Annotated in this window: 25 protein-coding genes; 4 read left to right on the top strand and 21 right to left on the bottom strand. The window is 58.9% G+C overall.

Features of this window, described 5'->3' with window-relative positions:
- Nucleotides 1-215 precede the first annotated feature (215 nt).
- The 4 genes from gltX to EL18_RS04830 all read left to right on the top strand — a co-directional run bounded on the left by gltX (nucleotide 216) and on the right by EL18_RS04830 (nucleotide 5161).
- Nucleotides 216-1637, top strand: a complete 1422-nt coding sequence (gene gltX, locus EL18_RS04845) for a glutamate--tRNA ligase (RefSeq protein WP_036480356.1) — start codon at nucleotides 216-218, stop codon at nucleotides 1635-1637.
- A 162-nt stretch (nucleotides 1638-1799) separates the two neighbouring features.
- Nucleotides 1800-3089, top strand: coding sequence for a citrate synthase (gltA, locus tag EL18_RS04840; RefSeq protein ID WP_036480354.1), 1290 nt, complete (start codon nucleotides 1800-1802; stop codon nucleotides 3087-3089).
- Nucleotides 3090-3290: 201 nt separating this feature from the next.
- Nucleotides 3291-3536, top strand: a complete 246-nt coding sequence (locus tag EL18_RS04835; RefSeq protein ID WP_036480352.1) for a hypothetical protein — start codon at nucleotides 3291-3293, stop codon at nucleotides 3534-3536.
- Entirely contained in the window at nucleotides 3533-5161 is a 1629-nt protein-coding gene (locus EL18_RS04830; RefSeq protein WP_036480350.1) for a sodium:solute symporter family transporter, read from the top strand. Before EL18_RS04835 ends, EL18_RS04830 begins: the two co-directional genes overlap by 4 nt.
- 9 nt (nucleotides 5162-5170) lie before the next feature.
- On the opposite strand, the gene EL18_RS04825 is transcribed toward EL18_RS04830, so the two are convergent.
- The 21 genes from EL18_RS04825 to rplN all read right to left on the bottom strand — a co-directional run bounded on the left by EL18_RS04825 (nucleotide 5171) and on the right by rplN (nucleotide 19539).
- Entirely contained in the window at nucleotides 5171-5959 is a 789-nt protein-coding gene (locus EL18_RS04825) for an ATP12 family chaperone protein (protein WP_036480348.1), read from the bottom strand.
- Between the two features lie 48 nt (nucleotides 5960-6007).
- Entirely contained in the window at nucleotides 6008-6994 is a 987-nt protein-coding gene (locus tag EL18_RS04820) for an RluA family pseudouridine synthase (RefSeq protein WP_036480346.1), read from the bottom strand.
- Nucleotides 6995-7028: 34 nt separating this feature from the next.
- A complete protein-coding gene (crcB, locus tag EL18_RS04815; protein WP_036480345.1) occupies nucleotides 7029-7406 on the bottom strand; it encodes a fluoride efflux transporter CrcB in 378 nt (125 codons plus the stop codon).
- Nucleotides 7403-8716: a replication-associated recombination protein A gene (locus EL18_RS04810; RefSeq protein WP_036480342.1), complete on the bottom strand. Its 1314-nt coding sequence runs from the start codon at nucleotides 8714-8716 to the stop codon at nucleotides 7403-7405. The genes crcB and EL18_RS04810 overlap by 4 nt, the downstream gene beginning before the upstream one ends.
- Nucleotides 8717-8731: 15 nt before the next feature.
- On the bottom strand, nucleotides 8732-10216 hold the full coding sequence (locus EL18_RS04805; protein WP_425277132.1) for a DegQ family serine endoprotease: 1485 nt from the start codon (nucleotides 10214-10216) through the stop codon (nucleotides 8732-8734).
- A gap of 138 nt (nucleotides 10217-10354) precedes the next feature.
- Nucleotides 10355-10786, bottom strand: coding sequence for a 50S ribosomal protein L17 (gene rplQ, locus EL18_RS04800; RefSeq protein WP_036480340.1), 432 nt, complete (start codon nucleotides 10784-10786; stop codon nucleotides 10355-10357).
- Nucleotides 10787-10833: 47 nt separating this feature from the next.
- Nucleotides 10834-11844 (bottom strand): DNA-directed RNA polymerase subunit alpha, encoded by a 1011-nt coding sequence (locus EL18_RS04795; protein ID WP_036480337.1) that lies wholly within the window; start codon nucleotides 11842-11844, stop codon nucleotides 10834-10836.
- A 95-nt stretch (nucleotides 11845-11939) separates the two neighbouring features.
- Nucleotides 11940-12329, bottom strand: a complete 390-nt coding sequence (gene rpsK / locus EL18_RS04790; RefSeq protein ID WP_036480335.1) for a 30S ribosomal protein S11 — start codon at nucleotides 12327-12329, stop codon at nucleotides 11940-11942.
- Nucleotides 12330-12453: 124 nt separating this feature from the next.
- Nucleotides 12454-12822: a 30S ribosomal protein S13 gene (gene rpsM / locus EL18_RS04785; protein WP_036480332.1), complete on the bottom strand. Its 369-nt coding sequence runs from the start codon at nucleotides 12820-12822 to the stop codon at nucleotides 12454-12456.
- A 193-nt stretch (nucleotides 12823-13015) separates the two neighbouring features.
- A complete protein-coding gene (locus tag EL18_RS04780) occupies nucleotides 13016-13666 on the bottom strand; it encodes an adenylate kinase (RefSeq protein ID WP_036480328.1) in 651 nt (216 codons plus the stop codon).
- Complete coding sequence (secY, locus tag EL18_RS04775; protein WP_036480326.1) at nucleotides 13663-15003, bottom strand: preprotein translocase subunit SecY; 1341 nt, start codon at nucleotides 15001-15003, stop codon at nucleotides 13663-13665. The genes EL18_RS04780 and secY overlap by 4 nt, the downstream gene beginning before the upstream one ends.
- 223 nt (nucleotides 15004-15226) lie before the next feature.
- Nucleotides 15227-15697: a 50S ribosomal protein L15 gene (gene rplO / locus EL18_RS04770; RefSeq protein WP_036483989.1), complete on the bottom strand. Its 471-nt coding sequence runs from the start codon at nucleotides 15695-15697 to the stop codon at nucleotides 15227-15229.
- A 16-nt stretch (nucleotides 15698-15713) separates the two neighbouring features.
- The gene (gene rpmD / locus EL18_RS04765; protein ID WP_036483986.1) at nucleotides 15714-15914 is read right to left on the bottom strand and encodes a 50S ribosomal protein L30; all 201 of its coding nucleotides are present in this window, start codon (nucleotides 15912-15914) and stop codon (nucleotides 15714-15716) included.
- A 59-nt stretch (nucleotides 15915-15973) separates the two neighbouring features.
- Nucleotides 15974-16531 (bottom strand): 30S ribosomal protein S5, encoded by a 558-nt coding sequence (gene rpsE / locus EL18_RS04760; protein ID WP_036480324.1) that lies wholly within the window; start codon nucleotides 16529-16531, stop codon nucleotides 15974-15976.
- A gap of 72 nt (nucleotides 16532-16603) precedes the next feature.
- Nucleotides 16604-16963, bottom strand: coding sequence for a 50S ribosomal protein L18 (gene rplR / locus EL18_RS04755; RefSeq protein ID WP_036480321.1), 360 nt, complete (start codon nucleotides 16961-16963; stop codon nucleotides 16604-16606).
- 12 nt (nucleotides 16964-16975) lie between these two features.
- Entirely contained in the window at nucleotides 16976-17509 is a 534-nt protein-coding gene (rplF, locus tag EL18_RS04750; RefSeq protein ID WP_036480319.1) for a 50S ribosomal protein L6, read from the bottom strand.
- Nucleotides 17510-17547: 38 nt separating this feature from the next.
- Nucleotides 17548-17946 (bottom strand): 30S ribosomal protein S8, encoded by a 399-nt coding sequence (rpsH, locus tag EL18_RS04745; RefSeq protein WP_036480317.1) that lies wholly within the window; start codon nucleotides 17944-17946, stop codon nucleotides 17548-17550.
- A gap of 13 nt (nucleotides 17947-17959) precedes the next feature.
- Nucleotides 17960-18265, bottom strand: a complete 306-nt coding sequence (gene rpsN, locus EL18_RS04740) for a 30S ribosomal protein S14 (protein ID WP_036480315.1) — start codon at nucleotides 18263-18265, stop codon at nucleotides 17960-17962.
- A 27-nt stretch (nucleotides 18266-18292) separates the two neighbouring features.
- Nucleotides 18293-18850, bottom strand: coding sequence for a 50S ribosomal protein L5 (gene rplE, locus EL18_RS04735; protein WP_036480313.1), 558 nt, complete (start codon nucleotides 18848-18850; stop codon nucleotides 18293-18295).
- A complete protein-coding gene (gene rplX, locus EL18_RS04730; protein ID WP_036480311.1) occupies nucleotides 18843-19157 on the bottom strand; it encodes a 50S ribosomal protein L24 in 315 nt (104 codons plus the stop codon). Before rplX ends, rplE begins: the two co-directional genes overlap by 8 nt.
- A gap of 13 nt (nucleotides 19158-19170) precedes the next feature.
- Complete coding sequence (gene rplN, locus EL18_RS04725; protein WP_036480309.1) at nucleotides 19171-19539, bottom strand: 50S ribosomal protein L14; 369 nt, start codon at nucleotides 19537-19539, stop codon at nucleotides 19171-19173.
- Nucleotides 19540-19548: the final 9 nt, after the last annotated feature.

The following is a 19548-nucleotide window of genomic DNA, read 5'->3' as shown; positions in this document are numbered from 1 at the left end:
ACGTGAGACTACGGAGCCTGAACCCACAACAGCATCGACCAAGCGGGAGGCTTGCAAGAAGCGCTCACGCTCATCGATGCTGGTGCTGGCACCCTCACCTTGCATTTTCCCACAGCCCCCGGCGCTTGCGTGCGCTCTCGCCTATGCTACATGAGGCGCACGCAATTTCTACCCGACGGGGGCGGTGCCACCGCCCCGAGCCAAAACAGGATGTCATGTCTAGACCTGTCGTAACCCGCTTTGCCCCTTCACCCACCGGCTTCCTGCATATCGGTGGCGCCCGCACGGCCTTGTTCAACTGGCTCTACGCACGCCATACCGGCGGCAAGATGCTCCTGCGCATCGAGGACACCGATCGCAAACGCTCCACCGACGAAGCGACAAAAGCCATCATCGAGGGCATGTCCTGGCTGGGGCTGGACTGGGACGGCGAACCCGTCTCGCAGCATTCGCGCGCGGAGCGGCACCGTGAGGTCGCCCTGGAGATGGTGGAGCGCGGCGAAGCCTATTACTGCTATGCCTCGCAGGAAGAGCTGGAAGCGATGCGCGAAAAGGCGCGCGCTGAGGGTCGCCCTCCCCGCTACGACGGTACATGGCGCGACCGCGATCCATCCGAAGCACCTGAAGGGGTCAAACCCGTCATTCGCATCAAGGCGCCGAAAGAGGGCGAGACCGTCATCCACGACAAGGTGCAGGGTGAAGTGCGCTTTCCCAACAAGGATCTCGACGATTTCATCGTCCTGCGGTCCGATGCCTCGCCCACCTACATGCATGCCGTTGTCGTCGACGACCACGACATGGGCGTCACGCACATAATTCGCGGCGACGACCATCTGACCAATGCGGCGCGACAGACATTGATTTACAAGGCCATGGGCTGGGACGTGCCGGTCATGGCCCATATTCCTCTAATTCACGGCGCGGATGGCGCGAAGCTCTCAAAGCGTCACGGCGCGCTGGGTGTCGAAGCCTATCGTGCCATGGGCTATCTGCCCGAGGCGCTGTGCAACTACCTCGCCCGCCTTGGCTGGAGCCATGGTGACGACGAGGTAATGACCATTGCCCAGATGGTCGAATGGTTCGAGATCGAAGACGTCAACAAGGGTGCTGCTCGCTTCGACTTCAAGAAGCTCGAGGCGATCAATGGCATTCACATGCGAAACAGCACCGATGAACGGCTTTTCGATCTCTTCATGAAGCAGTTGCCTTATCTGGAAGGCGGCGCGGAGATCGTTCAGAACATGCCCGATGGGCAGCGAGCCCAGATCCGTCAGGCCATACCCGGTTTGAAGGAACGTGCAAAGACGCTCGTCGAACTGCTCGATGGTGCCGGATTTATCTTCGCCGAACGCCCCCTCGTCTTCGAAGAAAAGGCAGCCGGCTTGCTCACTGATGACGCACGTGCTGTTCTTGCAACTCTTCATGCAGACCTGTCTGCGCTCGCAGACTGGACGCTTGAATCGACAGAGGCAGCAGTGCGGGCTTGCGCCGAAAAATCCGAGGTCAAGCTTGGCAAGGTTGCACAGCCGCTTCGCGCGGCGCTCACAGGCCGCACGACTTCGCCTGGAATATTCGACGTGCTTATTGTTCTCGGTCGGGAAGAATCGCTCGCGCGGATAAAAGATCAGTTGGCATAATACTTTGGTCTGCACATCGCCGTTGCGCTGCAACATTGGGGGTGCGGTGCGCTTGGCATGGGCGGACAAATGCGATAGCTAAGTGCCACCTGCGGCGGGCCGCGTCTCCTACGCGGAGTTTTATCCGCGCCCCCAAGTTTCACATATGGAAGAGGTGTTGCGATGTCAGAGTCGAGTGCGAAACTGGAGCTTGGTGGCGACAGCGAAGAATTTCCGGTACTGAACGGTACGCTCGGACCCGATGTCATCAATATCGGTGCACTGTACAAGAACACCGGGATGTTCACCTATGATCCCGGCTTCACCTCCACGGCAAGCTGTGAATCCAAGATCACATATATCGATGGTGACGAAGGCATCCTGCTCCACCGCGGCTACCCCATCGAGCAGTTGGCAGAACACGGCGATTTCCTCGAGACCTGCTACCTGCTGCTCTATGGCGAACTGCCGACCAAGGCTCAAAAGCAGGACTTCGATTACCGCGTGACGCACCACACCATGGTGCATGAGCAGATGAACCGCTTCTTCACCGGCTTCCGCCGGGACGCACATCCCATGGCGGTCATGTGTGGTGTGGTTGGTGCCATGTCTGCTTTCTATCACGACTCGACGGACATTTCCGACCCGCACCAGCGCATGGTCGCAAGCCTGCGCATGATTGCGAAAATGCCGACCATCGCGGCCATGGCCTACAAATATCACGTCGGTCAGCCCTTCGTTTACCCGAAGAACGATCTCGGCTATGCGGCCAACTTCCTGCATATGTGCTTTTCGGTGCCGTGCGAAGAGTACAAGGTGAACCCTGTTCTGGCACGTGCGATGGAGCGCATCTTCATCCTGCATGCTGATCACGAGCAGAATGCATCCACTTCCACCGTTCGCCTCGCCGGTTCGTCTGGCGCAAACCCCTTTGCGTGCATCGCCGCCGGCATCGCCTGTCTCTGGGGTCCCGCTCACGGCGGCGCGAACGAAGCTGCACTGAACATGCTGTCCGAGATCGGTTCGGTCGACCGCATTCCCGAATATATCGATCGGGCAAAGGACAAGAACGATCCGTTCCGCCTCATGGGCTTCGGCCACCGGGTCTACAAGAACTACGACCCGCGCGCGAAGATCATGCAGAAGACCTGTCATGAGGTCCTCAGCGAACTCGGCATCAAGGACGATCCGCAGCTCGATATCGCCATGGAGCTGGAGCGTATTGCGCTAACCGATGAATACTTCATCGAAAAGAAGCTCTATCCGAATATCGACTTCTACTCCGGTATTACGCTGAAGGCGCTCGGTTTCCCGACCACCATGTTTACCGTGCTCTTTGCGCTCGCACGTACCGTCGGCTGGATCGCCCAGTGGAAAGAGATGATCGAAGACCCGAACCAGAAAATCGGTCGTCCGCGCCAGCTCTATACCGGCTCCACCCAGCGCGATTACGTACCGATCGCAAAGCGCTAGGCGCAGCAGAACGCGAGAAATCGGAAAATGGCCCTGCAGCAATGCAGGGCCTTTTTCATATATTTGGGCGAGAACAGGCAAAACTGCAGCTTAACCTGCACATGAAAGGCGCCAGCAGCAGTTCCCTTCCACGCTCTTCTGCCCGAAACTGGACCGGGAGACAGGGCGATTCTCTGCAGTCGCGGGGATGGGGGAGGCAGAATGCAGAAACTCGATGCGCGGACGCGTTATCACCGGAAGTGCCGCAACCTCGTCATTGCGAGCCTCGCGGCGACTGCGGCAATCTGGTTCACGCTGCTGTTCATGATCCACAGCGGAACTGCAGCTCTCCATCACACAATGTCATTGCCGGTTTTGATCATCCTGCATCTGGTCATCCTGATCGTCCACTTAACGCGCCGTCAGGCGCTCGACCGTGCATTCGGCTTTGAGGAGCGCCAATTGTGAACGGCCAAGGTATCCAGCATCCGCGCTCGACGCGAAAATTCACTCTCTCCTATATTCTCGCATGTGTCGGTCTGATCGCACTCCTGATCATCCTGGAAATTCTGGGAACGGCCGGCGGTACGATCGACATCGTTTATGTTGGCTGTAGCGCTATATTCTTCCTTCATGGAGCATTTGCCGCGCGCACCATGACCCAAAACGCTTTCCTGCTGGCCGATCGCTCGCCAAGTGGAAAGACTGCAGGGGCCATGCTCGCATCCACAATGCTTGCAGGCGCCGTGGTATTGACGTTCTCCGGCCCCCGCAACGCACCTGGCGTTAATCTGCTTCCAGCTGTGGTGGGGGGATCGAGCGCCTTCATCATCCTGAACACATGCATCGCTCCCCAATTGCGCAAGAGCGGCGAAGCTTCCGTACCTGCCTTTCTGGGCCGCAGATACGCAAGTCGGTCCGTGCGCGCACTTGCAGCCCTTGTTTGTCTGCCCGTATCGGCCGCTCTCCTTGTTGCGGCGTTCGTCATAGCAAGTACGGTTCTGGAAGTCACATTCGCACTGCCCGCCCTGCCCGCCACCATTGTCGTTGCCGCTTTCGCCCTGCTCGGCACGCTCTTTGGCGGCATGCGCAGCTTTGCCACCACGACAGGCATTCTCCTCAGCGCCATGGCCCTGGCCACGATCGCGGTATGCCTGCCGCAATTCCTCATGGGAACGGGAATGTTGGAGGGTCAGACCGGTGGAGCCTCTCTTCCTCGCGCCCCGGCACCGGGCGGAGACCTTGAGCCTTCGGCATTTGACCCCTGGAGCGCGGCGACCCTCATGTTGTCCCTTGCAGCGGCGATCGCCTCGACACCGCTCCTGCACGCTCCCTATTTCGCCGCACGGGATATTCGCTCGTCCCGAAGTGCCAGCGCGTGGGCACTCGCCTTGATTTTTCTCTTCACGCTCAGCTTCAGTCTTCTTCCATATCTGGGGATGAATGGGACCGTCCCTCAGCCGTCGGGCCTGGAGGTGGAATCCCCGGACATCGCGGGATCCGTAGCGGCGCTTCTGGAACTGCCGCCAGCTCTGGATCTGCCGCAGGTGTGGAGTGCCCTGATCGCGACCGGGCTTCTGGCGGCCTGCCTTGCCATCGCAAGCCTGACGCTCGCGGTCATGGGGGCCATGCTCAGCAATGACATCATCTTCGCGGCAGCAGGCCGGAAAGCAGATACGGCATTGCGGCTGTTTGCTACAAGAGTGGGAATGATCGTTCTGGCAATAGGAAGTGCGATTGCGGCAACAATTGTGGAGCACGCCCTGCTTCCCTTGATCGCAGTGACATTGGCCCTTTGCGGCGCCTGCCTCTTCTTCCCGCTCGTTCTCGGTATATGGTGGAAGAAGCCGGGCCGGATTGCAGCAAGTGCCGGAATTGTTGGGGGTTTCACTGCCAGCTCAGGCTGGCTTTATCACCTGCTGGTGACTGCCGAGCCTTGGCTCGGCCTCGACATTTACCGGATTGCAGTGCCCGGGCTCGCCGGAAGCCTCATCTTTATGCTGATTGCCACGATGCTTCAGCGTGGCCACGCGTCCAAAGACACGGCTCAACTGGTGGAACAGCTGCACTTTCCCGTAGAAGCGTCCCCGTGACCGGCAGTATCAGGGCAGAACAGCCAAAAGGTCGCTGGCAGCTTTCATGTCGCGCCAGCGATTGGCCCGGCGCTGGGCCGCTTCGCTGTCCTCGCCCCATTGGGTGATGTTCCAGTCCTCATCCACATGCGCAGCCGCCCACGCGGCTTCGGCCGTAAGGTGCCCGTCCTCTACGGCAAGTGCGATAAGGGCTGAACCGGTAAGGCTCGTCATGAGATGCAGACAACAAATGCGCAGGGGCTCCGTACGCTCCCGCAGATAGGTGCCTACGGAAGCGACAGTTGTACGCGGCTGCTCGACATGCATGACACCTTCGGCAAGGTTGAAGCTCCCGCCAAAACGCCGCTCGGCCCAATCCAGAACCGGATCCCAATGTTCGCGCTGTTTCTCGACCAGTGCTTCGGGGCCATCCGCGCGGTAGCAGAGAAGATCGCTCGACACGAAGCGCAGAATATCTTCCGCGACAGCCTGCGGGTCCTGCGCCACGCCGTCGATGGCCGTGTTCACCAAGCGCGTCACGGGCATGGTGGAAGGATCCACTTCCTTGTCCTGCGCATCATACTCTGCCCGGACGATCTCTGCAGCCTCGGCCACCGGAAGCACGACCACCGCCTTGCCAGGGGTGCGCACCGGCTTGCCATCCAGAAGCACTCGAAAACCGCCATCTGCCTCGCCTACTTCCACGCTTTTGTAGAAGCGCTTCGGAAGAGGTGTCCGCATCTGCTTCTGCGCGCGCTTGACCGGGTCGGGGTCTGACAACGGAGAAGGCGTTTCGAGATCGGTCAGAATTTCACGCATGACAACTCACATAGGTTTCCGGTATCGGCAGCGAAAGGGCTTGTCCGTTCAGCTTTCCGTTTCGCCAAGCGTCTCGTCGAAGCCAAGCAGGTTCCAGGCTTGCTGCATGTGTCCGGGCATTTCAGCCGTTACATCAAGCTTTCCACCTGAGGGATGCGGAATGATGATGCGCCGGGCATGGAGATGCAGCCGGTTCTGCAAGCCACCAGGCAGTTCCCAGTTCTGGTCGGCCTCGAAATATTTCGGATCGCCGATGATCGGACAGCCGATATGGGCGGCATGAACACGCAGCTGGTGCGTACGCCCCGTATAAGGCTCCATGTGCAACCACGATAACGCCGTTCCGGCCTGTTCAACGATCTTGTAGTTCGAGACCGCATGGTCGGAATCCGGCTCGCCATGCTTTACCACACGCATCCGGTCGCCATCAGGCGTCTGCTCCTTGGCAAGCCAGGTGGAAATCTTTGCTTCGCGTTTCTTTGGCACGCCTTTCACGAGCGCCCAATAGATCTTCTGCGTTTCGCGGGCACGAAACGCCTCGGCAAGCTTCATTGCGGCCAACCGGCTTCTTGCAACCACGAGAACACCGGAAGTATCGCGGTCCAGCCGATGGACAAGGCGCGGCTTCTCGCCCTTCTTGTTGCGCCAGGCTTCCAGCATGCCGTCCACGTGACGCGCGACGCCAGATCCGCCCTGCACGGCAAGCCCCGCGGGCTTGTTGAAGACGTAGACCTTGTCATCCTCATGAATGAGCATTTGCGAGAGCACGTCGCCGTCAGCCTGCCCGCGCATCGTGCGAACCGTGGCTGGCCCGGAAGCCTTGTGGTCGACCTGCAGCGGCGGCACGCGCACCATCTGTCCCGGCTGGACACGCGTATCAGCCTTCGCGCGACCGCCGTCCACTCGAACCTGCCCTGTGCGCAAAAGCTTCTGCAACTGTCCAAACCCAAGTCCCGGATAGTGAGACTTGAACCACCGGTCGAGGCGCATTCCTGCCTCGCCCTCGTCAATCTTGATCTGTTCTACGCCAGCCATTTACCTGCATCCATTTCGACTGCGGCCAATAGCATTAAGGAAGGCTTCTTGCGAGCCACAAACCAACAAAGACGGCAATGATGGATAGGATTACGCTGAGCACCGCGTAAATCAGCGCGGCCTGCATGGCCTGCCGCTCCCATAAATCAGCGAAATCGAGCGAAAAGGCGGAAAAGGTCGTGAAGCCGCCAAGGAAACCCGTAGCCAACAACAATCGCGCGCCCTCTCCGACTCCTTCGGCGCGACGTGCCAGATAACCGATCAGGAGCCCCATCGCCAAAGAGCCGACCACGTTGACGGTCATTGTTCCAGCCGGAAACCCGGGCCCGACCAGGCGCCCGATCCATTGTGCGCTAACATAGCGAAGGCTCGCCCCTGCTCCGCCTCCCAGGAACACCAACAGAAAGCTCAACCTTCCCCCCGCTCGCGGCGCAGCTTCGACCAGTAGTCCAGCCGCTTGCGTATCTCTCTTTCAAATCCACGTTCCGGTGGATCGTAGAACACCTGGCGTCCGAGAGCCTCTGGAAAATAGTTCTGGCCCGAGAACGCGTCCGGTTCATCATGGTCGTAGCGATAGCCCGAACCATAACCGCTTTCTTTCATCAGTTTGGTCGGCGCGTTCAATATGTGCTTGGGTGGAAGAAGCGAACCATGTTCCTTCGCGGCACGATAGGCGCTCTTGAATGCGGTGTAGACGCCATTCGACTTTGGCGCGGTCGCCAGATAGACACATGCCTGTGCCAAGGCCAGTTCCCCCTCGGGCGAGCCGAGATAGTCATAGGCGTCCTTCGCGGCATTTGTAATGACAAGTGCCTGAGGGTCGGCGAGCCCGATATCCTCGACAGCCATGCGCACCAGGCGCCGGCCTATATAAAGAGGGTCTTCGCCCGCATCGAACATCCGGCAAAGATAGTATAGGGCGGCATCCGGATCGGAGCCCCGCACGGATTTGTGCAGCGCTGAGATGAGGTTGTAGTGCCCGTCCTGTCCCTTGTCATAGATGGGAGCCCGCCGCTGGACGACCTTCAGCAGACCTTCGGCATCAAAGGTTTCCTCCTCACCGGCAGCGCGCCAGACTTCTTCAGCAAGCGTCAGCAGAGATCTACCATCGCCATCGGCCATACGAAGCAGCATGGTTCGGGCACCGTCATCAACGGGAAGCGCCTTCTCTTCCAGCGCCTCGGCGCGCGCAAGCAGATGCGACAGATGATCTTCACCCAAGGATTGGAACGTCAGGACCCTGGCCCGCGACAGCAATGCGGCATTGAGCTCAAAGGACGGATTTTCCGTCGTCGCTCCGACGAGAATGACAGTGCCATCCTCCATCACGGGCAGGAACGAATCCTGCTGCGCCCGATTGAAGCGATGGATCTCATCCACAAACAAGAGTGTCTGCCGCCCCTGCGAGCGACGCAGCCGTGCGGCCTCGAACACCTTTTTCAGGTCTGCGACACCGGAGAAGATTGCGGATATCTGCTCGAAGGCAAGCTCGGTCTCACCGGCAAGCAGCCGCGCGACCGTAGTCTTTCCGGTTCCAGGCGGTCCCCAAAAAATCAGCGACCCCAGCGAACCGGATCGGATCATGCGTGTAAGTGCGCCATTCGGCCCCGTCAGATGTTCCTGTCCGACGACATCCTGCAATTTTCTTGGACGCAAGCGTTCAGCCAAAGGCTGACCAACTTGCCCTGAGACATTTGGCGGTGCCTGGAAGAGATCACCCATACCTGTTTGAACACCTCAATACCGGATCACCTGGCGCATCAACCGCCCGTCGCGTTCGATCGTGAACTGCCACCAACGTGCGCCAGAACTGGTGATCTCGGCAAGGTCGGAAGCCGTCTCTATGGCCTCCCCATTGACCTCCCGCACGATGTCACCAATGCGCAAACCAACGCGCGCTGCAGGTGTCCCCCGCTCCATCCCTGTGACGACGACGCCTTCAAGGTCTACCGAAAGACGCAGACGCTGCGCAAGGCGCGGACCCAGTTCCTGCACAGTCACACCGGCAAAGGGGCTGTTTCCCGCAATTGACAGAGGTTTGGCATCGCTATCCGGCGCTCGCTCGATCGCAAGTTCGATCTCAACCTGGCTTTCATCGCGCAGGACAATCAGCTTCACCGCGGACCCCAGAGGCATGGTTGCAAGGCGATATTCCAGCCCTTCGGGATGTTGCACCGGTTTGCCCTCAGCCTGAAGTATCAGGTCGCCGCTGCGCAAGCCCGCACGTGCCGCGGGACTGTCCTTGGTCACATTGGTGACAAGTGCACCTGTGGGGCGATCAAGACCCAAAGCTTCGCCGATACGCGCAGTCACAGTGTCGAAGCTCGCCCCTACATAGGGGCGCTCGAAAAAGTCCTCCCCGCGCTGCGCTGCTTCCACCACCACCCGCACAATATTCGCAGGAATAGCGAAACCGATACCGTTGGATCCGCCCGAGCGGCTGAAGATCGCCGTATTTATTCCAACCACGCTGCCATTCATCCCGACCAGAGCGCCCCCTGAATTACCAGGATTGATCGCAGCATCGGTCTGGATGAAAAAACCGAAATCGGTAATTCCACTCGGTGTACGGGCAAGCGCGGAGACAATGCCGCTGGTGGTGGTCTGTCCGACACCGAAGGGGTTTCCTATGGCAAGAACGAGATCGCCGACCTCAAGTGCTTCGGAATCCCCGAGGCTGACCGATGGAAGCGGCCCGTCATTGCTGATCTTCAGCACAGCCAGATCAAGCCCTTCGTCCTTTAAGAGCACTTCGCTCTCAAACTCTCGGCCATCCGCCAAGGCGACCTTCACTTCATCCGCTCCGCGAATGACGTGGTAATTGGTAACGATGATGCCATCCGCATCCACGATAACACCTGACCCGAGCGACGACTGTACGCGCGGCGGCATGCGGGGCACGTCGAAAAAGCGTTCAAAGAAGGGATCACCGGCAAATGGCGAACGCACTTCCACCTGGGAAGAAGCATAGACATTTACGACTGCGGGCGCGGTTTCCTTGATCAGCGGAGCGAATGACAGCTGAATCTGCTCCTGCGAGAAAGGCACCCTCTTCAATGCACCTTGTTGTGCTGTTGCCCCCTCCTGCGTGCGACTGCCACGCAACAGATCCGTCAGGGCATCCGCGATACCATCCTGGGCAACCGCACTGGAAGCCATCGAAACGGCCACGAGCAGCAAGCCCGCCTTGGATAACCGGTTCATCGCAAGCCGACCGACCATGAAGAGTATCCTTGAAATGTCGCTGATTGAATCACGGGTGAGGCCTTTATGACAGTCAAAGATGATGGCGAAACCGTGGGCACGAAAAAAGGGGCCCTGAAGCCCCTTTGATCGAAATCCAAATAACGAACTGGCAGCTTATGCTGCTTCAGCCTCGTCATTGGCCGCTTCTGCCTCAACGCGAGCGCGGTCAGCCGCACCCTTCGCATCAACATCGCGATCGACAAACTCGATCACGGCCATCGGTGCGTTGTCGCCGTGGCGGAAGCCTGCCTTCATGATGCGCAGGTAACCACCGTTGCGCGATGCATAGCGCGGTGCAACCGTCTCGAAAAGACGGCGAACGAGCTTCTCGTCGCGGATGGCCGAAATGGCCTGGCGGCGTGCGTGCAGGTCGCCGCGCTTGCCGAGCGTCACCAGCTTCTCAACGATTGGACGCAGTTCCTTGGCCTTGGGCAGCGTGGTGACGATCTGCTCATGCTCGATGAGGGATGCTGCCATATTGGCAAACATCGCCTTGCGGTGGCTGGCGGTCCTGTTCAGCTTGCGGCCGGATTTTCCGTGACGCATGGCTTTTCTCCTTCACATACCCGTCAGGCTCTAAAGGCCCCGGGCGCTTAATACTGGTCTTCGTAGCGCTTTGCGAGTTCTTCAATATTGTCCGGCGGCCAATCCTGCACTTCCATGCCGAGATGCAGCCCCATCGAAGCAAGCACTTCCTTGATTTCGTTCAGCGACTTGCGGCCGAAATTCGGAGTGCGGAGCATTTCCGCTTCCGTCTTCTGGATCAGGTCGCCGATATAAACGATATTGTCGTTCTTCAGGCAGTTGGCCGAACGGACCGAAAGCTCCAGCTCGTCCACCTTCTTCAGAAGCGCCGGGTTGAACGCAAGCTCGGTGACCTGCTCTGCAGGCTGCTCGCGCTGCGGCTCCTCGAAGTTGACGAACAGACCGAGCTGATCCTGCAGAATGCGCGCTGCAAATGCGACGGCATCCTCACCGGACACTGAACCATTGGTTTCAATGGTCATGGTCAGCTTGTCATAGTCGAGAACCTGGCCCTCACGGGTGTTTTCGACCTTGTAGGAGACCTTCTTGATCGGCGAGTAGAGGCTGTCGACCGGGATAAGGCCGATTGGCGCATCTTCTGCACGGTTACGTTCTGCGGGAACGTAGCCCTTGCCGCTGTCGACCGTGAACTCCATGCGGATTTCCGCACCCTCGTCAAGCGTGCAGATCACGTGGTCCGGGTTCAAGATTTCGACATCGCCAACGGTCTGGATGTCACCAGCGGTGACGACACCCGGGCCCTGCTTGCGCACAACCATGCGCTTTGGACCGTCGCCGTCCATCTTGATGGCGATTTCCTTGATGTTCAGAACGATGTCGGTGACATCTTCACGAACGCCGGAGATCGAGGAGAACTCGTGAAGCACACCATCGATCTGTACAGCAGTCACAGCCGCACCACGAAGCGAGGACAGAAGCACGCGACGAAGCGCATTGCCGAGGGTCAGGCCGAAACCACGCTCAAGCGGCTCAGCGACCAGGGTGGTCTGCGTCTTGCCCTTTGACGTGAACTCGATCTTGTTCGGCTTGATCAGTTCCTGCCAGTTTTTCTGGATCATAAGCTTTTCCTTCCGTTACCCCGACACCATCCATTCGTGCCGGGCGTGCTGGAGACCGCAGAGGAGCGGCGGACCGCTCTTACGGTTGCAAGCAATTAGACGCGGCGCTTCTTGCGCGGACGGCAACCATTGTGCGGGATCGGAGTCACGTCACGGATGGACGTGATCGTGAAGCCGGCTGCCTGGAGAGCGCGGAGCGCGGATTCACGACCCGAACCGGGACCGGAAACCTCAACCTCAAGGGTGCGCATGCCATGTTCCTGTGCCTTGCGCGCACAATCTTCGGCAGCGGTCTGTGCAGCGAACGGCGTCGACTTGCGCGAACCCTTGAAACCCTGAGCACCGGCAGACGACCAGGCAATAGCATTGCCCTGAGCGTCGGTGATGGTGATCATGGTATTGTTGAAGGTCGAGTTGACGTGTGCAACACCCGACGAGATATTCTTACGTTCACGACGGCGAACGCGTGCGGCTTCCTTAGCCATAAACTTTCCTTCCGTTGATCTCTACACCGCCGTAACACCAGCGGCTCCACCATCGGGTGAACAGTGAATGGTAAAATGGCGAATGGACGACCCATTCACCATTCACCAAAAACCATTCACCAGATTACTTCTTCTTGCCGGCGATTGCCTTGGCAGGACCCTTGCGGGTACGCGCATTGGTGTGCGTGCGCTGACCACGAACAGGCAGCGAACGACGATGACGCAGACCGCGGTAGCAGCCAAGGTCCATCAGACGCTTGATGTTCATGGAAACTTCGCGGCGCAGATCGCCCTCGACCTGGTAGTCGCGGTCAATCGTCTCGCGGATCTGCAGGACTTCCGCGTCGGTAAGCTCGCTCACGCGACGCTCTGCGGGAATACCCACCTGCTCCACGATCTGGCGCGCGAAATGCGGGCCAATGCCGTGAATGTACTGAAGCGCGATCACTACGCGCTTGTTCGTCGGAATGTTGACGCCAGCAATACGGGCCACGTCGGCTCTCCTTGGTTGTCTGCCGCCTCTCGCGGCACTTCACTATTGAAGGCCGGACAAAGCGAAAGCGCCCGATACCGGCCATCGTTCTTCAGCCCGGCACCGACCGCTATAAATACAAAGCGATTTGTGTCGGTCTTTGACGGAAACGGGCGGGAAAGTCAACTCCCCTGCCCGCTTTTAGGATCAACGCTCAGAGGGAGCGCAGAACTGTTTCGATCTCTTCGGTGACGGCATCGATCTCTGCCATGCCATCAACCGTATGGAGCTTGCCCTTCGCATGATAGTAGCCGATCAGCGGTGCGGTTTCCTTGTAGTAGACCCACAAGCGATCCTTCACTGCATCCGGACGGTCATCTGCGCGGCGCTTGAACTCGGTGCTGCCGCACTTGTCGCAAACGCCTTCCTGGCGTGGTTTCAGATTCTCGTCGTGATATCCAGCCCCGCAATTGGCACAGGTATAGCGACCCGCGATGCGATCCACGAGAATCGCGTCATCCACGCGCAGCTCGATAACGGCATCAAGCTTCATACCCTTTGCTTCCAGCATCACTTCGACCGCATCGGCCTGCACAAGCGTGCGGGGATATCCATCAAGGATGAAACCGTTGGCGCAATCGTCGCCATCAACCCGCTCGGATACGATCTGGTTGACGATATCGTCCGAGACAAGCTGACCGGCATCCATCACTGACTTGGCCTTCTTGCCGATCTCGGTCCCGTCAGCGACAGCCTTGCGCAGCATGTCGCCTGTGGAAAGCTGTGGGATGCCGAGCTTCTCGACCAGCCGCTGAGCCTGGGTTCCCTTGCCCGCCCCCGGCGGCCCAAGAAGTATAAGCCTCATCGTCCTCTTTTCCCCCCGCGGAGTTTCGATTTCTTGATCAGCCCCTCGTACTGATGGGCAATCAGGTGGCCTTGTACCTGCGCCACGGTATCCAGCGTGACGCTGACGACGATCAGCAGCGATGTACCGCCGAGGTAGAATGGTACGCCGGTGGACGCGATCAGGAACTCTGGCAACAGGCAGACCAGCACCAGGTAAATAGCACCAACTACCGTAATGCGAGTCAGCACATAGTCGATATAGTCCGCCGTACGCTCACCCGGGCGATAGCCGGGAATGAAGCCCGAATGCTTCTTGAGCTGGTCAGCCGTGTCCTTCGGATTGAACACGATCGCCGTGTAGAAGAAGGCAAAGAATGCGATCAGCGCGGCGTAGAGAACCATATAGGCAGGCTGACCATGACCGAGCGTGGCAAGAACCGTGCTTGCCCATGCAGGCAGCGTGGTTGTGTCGGCGAAGCCCGCAACCGTCGCCGGCAGAAGCAGAAGCGACGATGCGAAGATCGGCGGAATGACACCGGCTGTATTGAGCTTTAGCGGCAGATGCGATGTGTCGCCCTGGAACATGCGGTTGCCAACCTGACGCTTCGGATACTGGATCAGAAGCCGGCGCTGTGCACGCTCGAAAAAGACGATCAGTGCGATCACGGCAATGGCCAGAACAATGATCGCCAAGATGAGCCCGGTGGACATTGCCCCGGTACGGCCAAGTTCGAGAGTACCGCCAATCGCAGACGGAAGGCCCGCCACAATACCGGAGAAGATGATCAGCGAGATACCGTTACCAATGCCGCGTGCAGTGATCTGCTCGCCCAGCCACATCAGGAACATGGTGCCGCCAACAAGCGTGATGACGGCAGAGATACGGAAGAACCAGCCCGGATCGGTGACAATGTCCGCACCACTCTCAAGCCCCACGGCAATACCGTAGGCCTGGACCGTGGCGAGAATTACCGTGCCATAGCGGGTATACTGGTTGATGACCTTTCGGCCCTGCTCACCTTCCTTCTTCAGCTGCTCCAGGGACGGCACGACCGACGTCATGAGCTGCATGATGATGGAGGCGGAAATGTAAGGCATGATGCCGAGCGCGAAGATCGCCATGCGCTCCACTGCACCACCGGCAAACATGTTGAACATGCCAAGCACGCCACCAGACTGCTGCTGGAAGGCCTGCGCGAATGCATCAGGGTTGATGCCGGGCATGGGAATATAGGTGCCGAGCCTGTAGACAAGCAGAGCCCCAAGCGTAAACCAGATACGCTTCTTCAGATCCTCTGCCTTGGCAAAGGCCGCGAAATTGAGATTGGACGCAAGTTGTTCGGCTGCCGATGCCATTAAGAACTTCTCCCCTTCGTCACGCGCCTGGGCGTAACCAGGTTCCTGCACGGTTGGTCTTGTGACGACCGCGCTTGAAGATCCGCCGGGGCATCCGGCTATGACCGCCATTGCGGCGGAGACATCCTCGACGTCGCGGCAACGTCAATGCATTACCGGCCCCAGATAGGCCCGGCCGCAACCGGATGCAAGCGGCGCTGACGCGCCGCCTGCAGCTATTCACTTATTCCGCAGCTTTTGCGGTGACCTTGACCGAACCGCCAGCCTTCTCGATCTTCTCGATCGCAGACTTGGTTGCGCCGGCAACTTCAAGGTTCAGCTTCGCCTTGAGCTCACCATTGCCGAGGATGCGCACACCATCGCGAGCGCGGCGAACAACGCCGGCCTTGATGAGAGCTTCCGTATCGACAGTGGCCTTCTCGTCCAGCTTCTTGGCGTCAACAGCCTCCTGGAGACGCTCAAGCGAGACCTCGTTGAAGTCCTTGCCGAAGATATTCTTGAAGCCGCGCTTGGGCAGGCGACGGTAAAGCGGCATCTGGCCGCCTTCGAAGCCCTTGATCGCCACGCCGGAGCGCGACTTCTGACCCTTTACACCGCGGCCGCCGGTCTTGCCGAGGCCCGAACCGATGCCACGACCGACGCGCTTGCGCGATACGTGTGCACCTTCATTGTCCCTGAGTTCATTGAGTTTCATGATCAGCTCCTCGATCTCAGGCTTCGTCCACGACACGCACGAGGTGCGCAACGGACGCGATCATACCGCGAACCGAAGGCGTGTCCTCAAGCGTAGAGCGACGGTGCATCTTGTTCAGGCCCAGGCCAACGAGCGTTGCACGCTGTTCCTTCGGGCGGCGGATGGGGCTGCCGATCTGCTCAACGGTGATCGTTGCGCCCTTCTTCTTCTCTGCCATTTCCATCATTCCTTGCCATTGATCGTTCCAGCCGGAAGGCCAGTGACGATCTGCCAGCCTTATTCTTCCCCGGCGACCGCGTTGCCGCGACGAGCCTGGAGGGTGGAATACTTGATGCCGCGCTGTGCAGCCACATCCTTCGGATGCATCTGATGCTTCAGGGCATCGAAGGTAGCGCGAACCATGTTGTAGGGGTTGGACGAACCCATCGACTTCGCGACAACGTCCTGAACACCAAGCGTCTCGAAAACCGCACGCATCGGACCGCCGGCGATGATACCGGTACCCGGCTTTGCAGCGCGCAGGAGAACGCGGCCGGCGCCATGGCGGCCATTCACGTCGTGATGCAGCGTACGACCGGAACGCAGCGGGACAAAGATCATGTCGCGCTTTGCGCTTTCGGTTGCCTTGCGGATTGCCTCAGGCACCTCACGGGCCTTGCCGTGGCCAAAGCCGACGCGACCCTTCTGGTCGCCAACGACGACGAGTGCTGCGAAACCAAAACGACGGCCACCCTTGACCACCTTGGCAACGCGATTGATGTGAACGAGCTTGTCGACGAATTCGCTATCGCGCTCTTCGCGGTCGCGACGGTCGTCCCTACGGCCTTGTGCCATTATCCTTGTCCTTTTTCTTTTCCGGAAGCACGGGATTGATGGAAAGCTCCGGGCGCATTCGCCCGGAACAGGTTAAAACTCCAGACCACCCTCACGGGCGGCATCAGCCAGCGCCTTGACGCGGCCGTGGTAGATGTATGGTCCGCGGTCAAAAACCACAGCCGTTACACCAGCCTTCTTGGCACGCTCAGCAACAAGCTTGCCGACTTCGGCAGCAGCAGCCGTGTCGGCGCCGCTCTTTAGCTTGCCCTGCAGATCCTTGTCCAGTGTGGACGCGGCTGCGAGCGTGTGACCCTTCGTATCGTCAATAACCTGAACATAGATGTTCTTCGACGAACGATAGACGGAAAGCCTCGGCTGGCCGTTGGCGACCGCCTTAAGCTTACGGCGAACGCGCGCGGCGCGCCGCTTAACGGATACCTTCGACACCATTGCCTGCGATCCTTACTTCTTCTTGCCTTCCTTACGGACGATCGTCTCATCCGCGTATTTGACACCCTTGCCCTTGTAGGGCTCAGGAGAGCGAAATTCGCGGATCTCGGCCGCGACCTGGCCAACAGCCTGCTTGTCGATGCCGGAGACAACGATCTCGGTCGGCTTCGGCACGGCAATGGAAACACCCTGCGGCGCTTCATAAACCACTTCGTGGCTGTAGCCCAGAGAAAGCTGCAGCTTGGTACCCTGCATGGCTGCACGGTAACCAACGCCGTTAATCTCTAGCTTCTTCTCGAAACCAGTCTTCACGCCATTGAGAATATTGGCGATCTGCGTGCGTGACATGCCCCATTTGGAGCGTGCAAGCTTGGACTGGTCGCGCGGATCAACCTGAACCGCGCCATCTTCCATCTTGACGAGCACTTCGTCATTGACGACGAATTTGAGTTCGCCCTTCGGCCCCTTGGCCGTAACAGTCTTGCCCTCGACGGTGGCGGTAACGCCCTCCGGTACGGGGACTGGCTTTTTGCCAATACGAGACATTTATTCGTCCTCGCTGTTCCGTTGTGGTTACCACCCGATCAGAAGATCTGGCAGAGAACCTCTCCACCTACATTCTGCTCGCGCGCCTCGTGGTCTGCCATCACGCCCTTGGGCGTTGAAAGGATGGCGACACCGAGACCGTTCGCAACCTGGGGAATCGATTTCACAGACACATAAACGCGACGGCCCGGCTTGGAAACCCGTGCAATCTCACGGATGACCGGTGCGCCTTCATGATACTTCAGTTCAATCTCGATTTCCGACTTGCCATTGTCATAGTCGACCTGGCTGTAGTCACGGATATAGCCCTCGGCCTTGAGGACATCGAGCACACGCGCGCGCAACTTGGAAGCCGGCGTGGAGACCTTCGTCTTCTTGCGGCCAATCGCGTTGCGGATGCGGGTCAGCATATCGCCGAGTGGATCATTCACAGACATTTCTTCAGCCCCCTTACCAGCTCGACTTCACAAGACCAGGAATCTGGCCGTTATTGCCAAGCTCGCGAAGCGCGATACGGGACATCTTCAACTTGCGGTAATAGGCGCGCGGACGGCCGGTTACGTCGCAACGGTTGCGGATGCGGGTTTTGGACGAGTTGCGCGGAAGCGCGGACAACTGGAGCTGCGCCTTGAAGCGCTCTTCAATCGGCTTGTCCTGGTCCTTGATGATGGCCTTGAGTGCCGCACGCTTTTCAGCATAGCGGTCGACCATCTCCCGGCGCTTCTTGTTCTTCTCGACTGCGCTAACTTTAGCCATAGGATATTTCCTTGTTCTCGCTTGCCGTTACTGCCGGAACGGGAAGTTGAAAGCCTTCAACAGCGCCCGTGCCTCGTCGTCGGTTTCAGCAGTCGTACAAACGATGATGTCCATACCCCAGATCTGGTCTACCTTGTCGTAGTTGATCTCGGGGAATACGATGTGTTCCTTCACGCCCATGGCATAGTTGCCGCGGCCGTCAAAGCTCTTCGGGTTGAGCCCGCGGAAGTCGCGAACGCGCGGCAGCGCGATGTTCACGAGGCGATCCAGGAACTCGTACATGCGCTCCTTGCGAAGCGTCACCTTGGTGCCGATCGGCATGCCTTCGCGCACCTTGAAGCCTGCAATCGAATTGCGGGCACGGGTGATCACGGGCTTCTGACCGGCGATGAGCGCCAGATCTTCAGCAGCAACCGAAGGCTTCTTGGAGTCTGCAGTCGCCTCGCCGACACCAATATTGATGACGATCTTGTCGAGGCGCGGAATCTGCATCTCGTTCTTGTAGTTGAAGGTTTCGAGAAGCTCCTTGCGGATCACTTCGTCGTAACGCTTCTTCATACGTGGCTGGATGTTCGCGTTAGCCATCGATCACTTCTCCCGAGCGCTTGGCGACACGCACTTTCTTGCCGTCATCGCCAACACGGAAACCGACACGGGTCGGCTTGCCATCCTTGGGATCGGCCAGTGCGATGTTGGACAGGTTGATCGGCGACTCCTTGGAGATGATGCCGCCTTCCTGCTGCGCTGACTGTTTCTGGTGACGGCGAACGACATTAATGCCACGGACCAGAGCCTGGTCTTCCTTCGGCATCACCTTGATTACTTCGCCCGTGCGGCCCTTGTCACGGCCGGCGAGCACGACGACCTGGTCGCCTCTTTTGATCTTCTGCATTTCTCCGGCCTCCTTAGAGCACTTCCGGCGCCAGCGAAATGATCTTCATGTGGTTCTTGGCGCGAAGTTCACGCGGAACCGGTCCGAAGATACGGGTACCGACAGGCTCTTTCTTATTGTCGACGAGTACGGCTGCGTTGTTGTCAAACCGGATGACACTGCCATCCGCGCGCCGGATATCCTTGGCGGTGCGAACCACAACCGCCTTCATAACGTCGCCCTTCTTCACACGGCCGCGCGGAATGGCTTCCTTCACGGAGACGACGATGATGTCGCCTACCGAAGCATATTTCCGCTTCGAGCCGCCGAGCACTTTGATGCACATGACACGACGTGCGCCGGAATTATCCGCCACATCGAGGTTTGTTTGCATCTGAATCATGACTGGCCG

The organism is Nitratireductor basaltis, assembly GCF_000733725.1.
GTDB lineage: Bacteria > Pseudomonadota > Alphaproteobacteria > Rhizobiales > Rhizobiaceae > Chelativorans > Chelativorans basaltis.
This window is presented reverse-complemented; position numbering and strand designations above follow the sequence as displayed.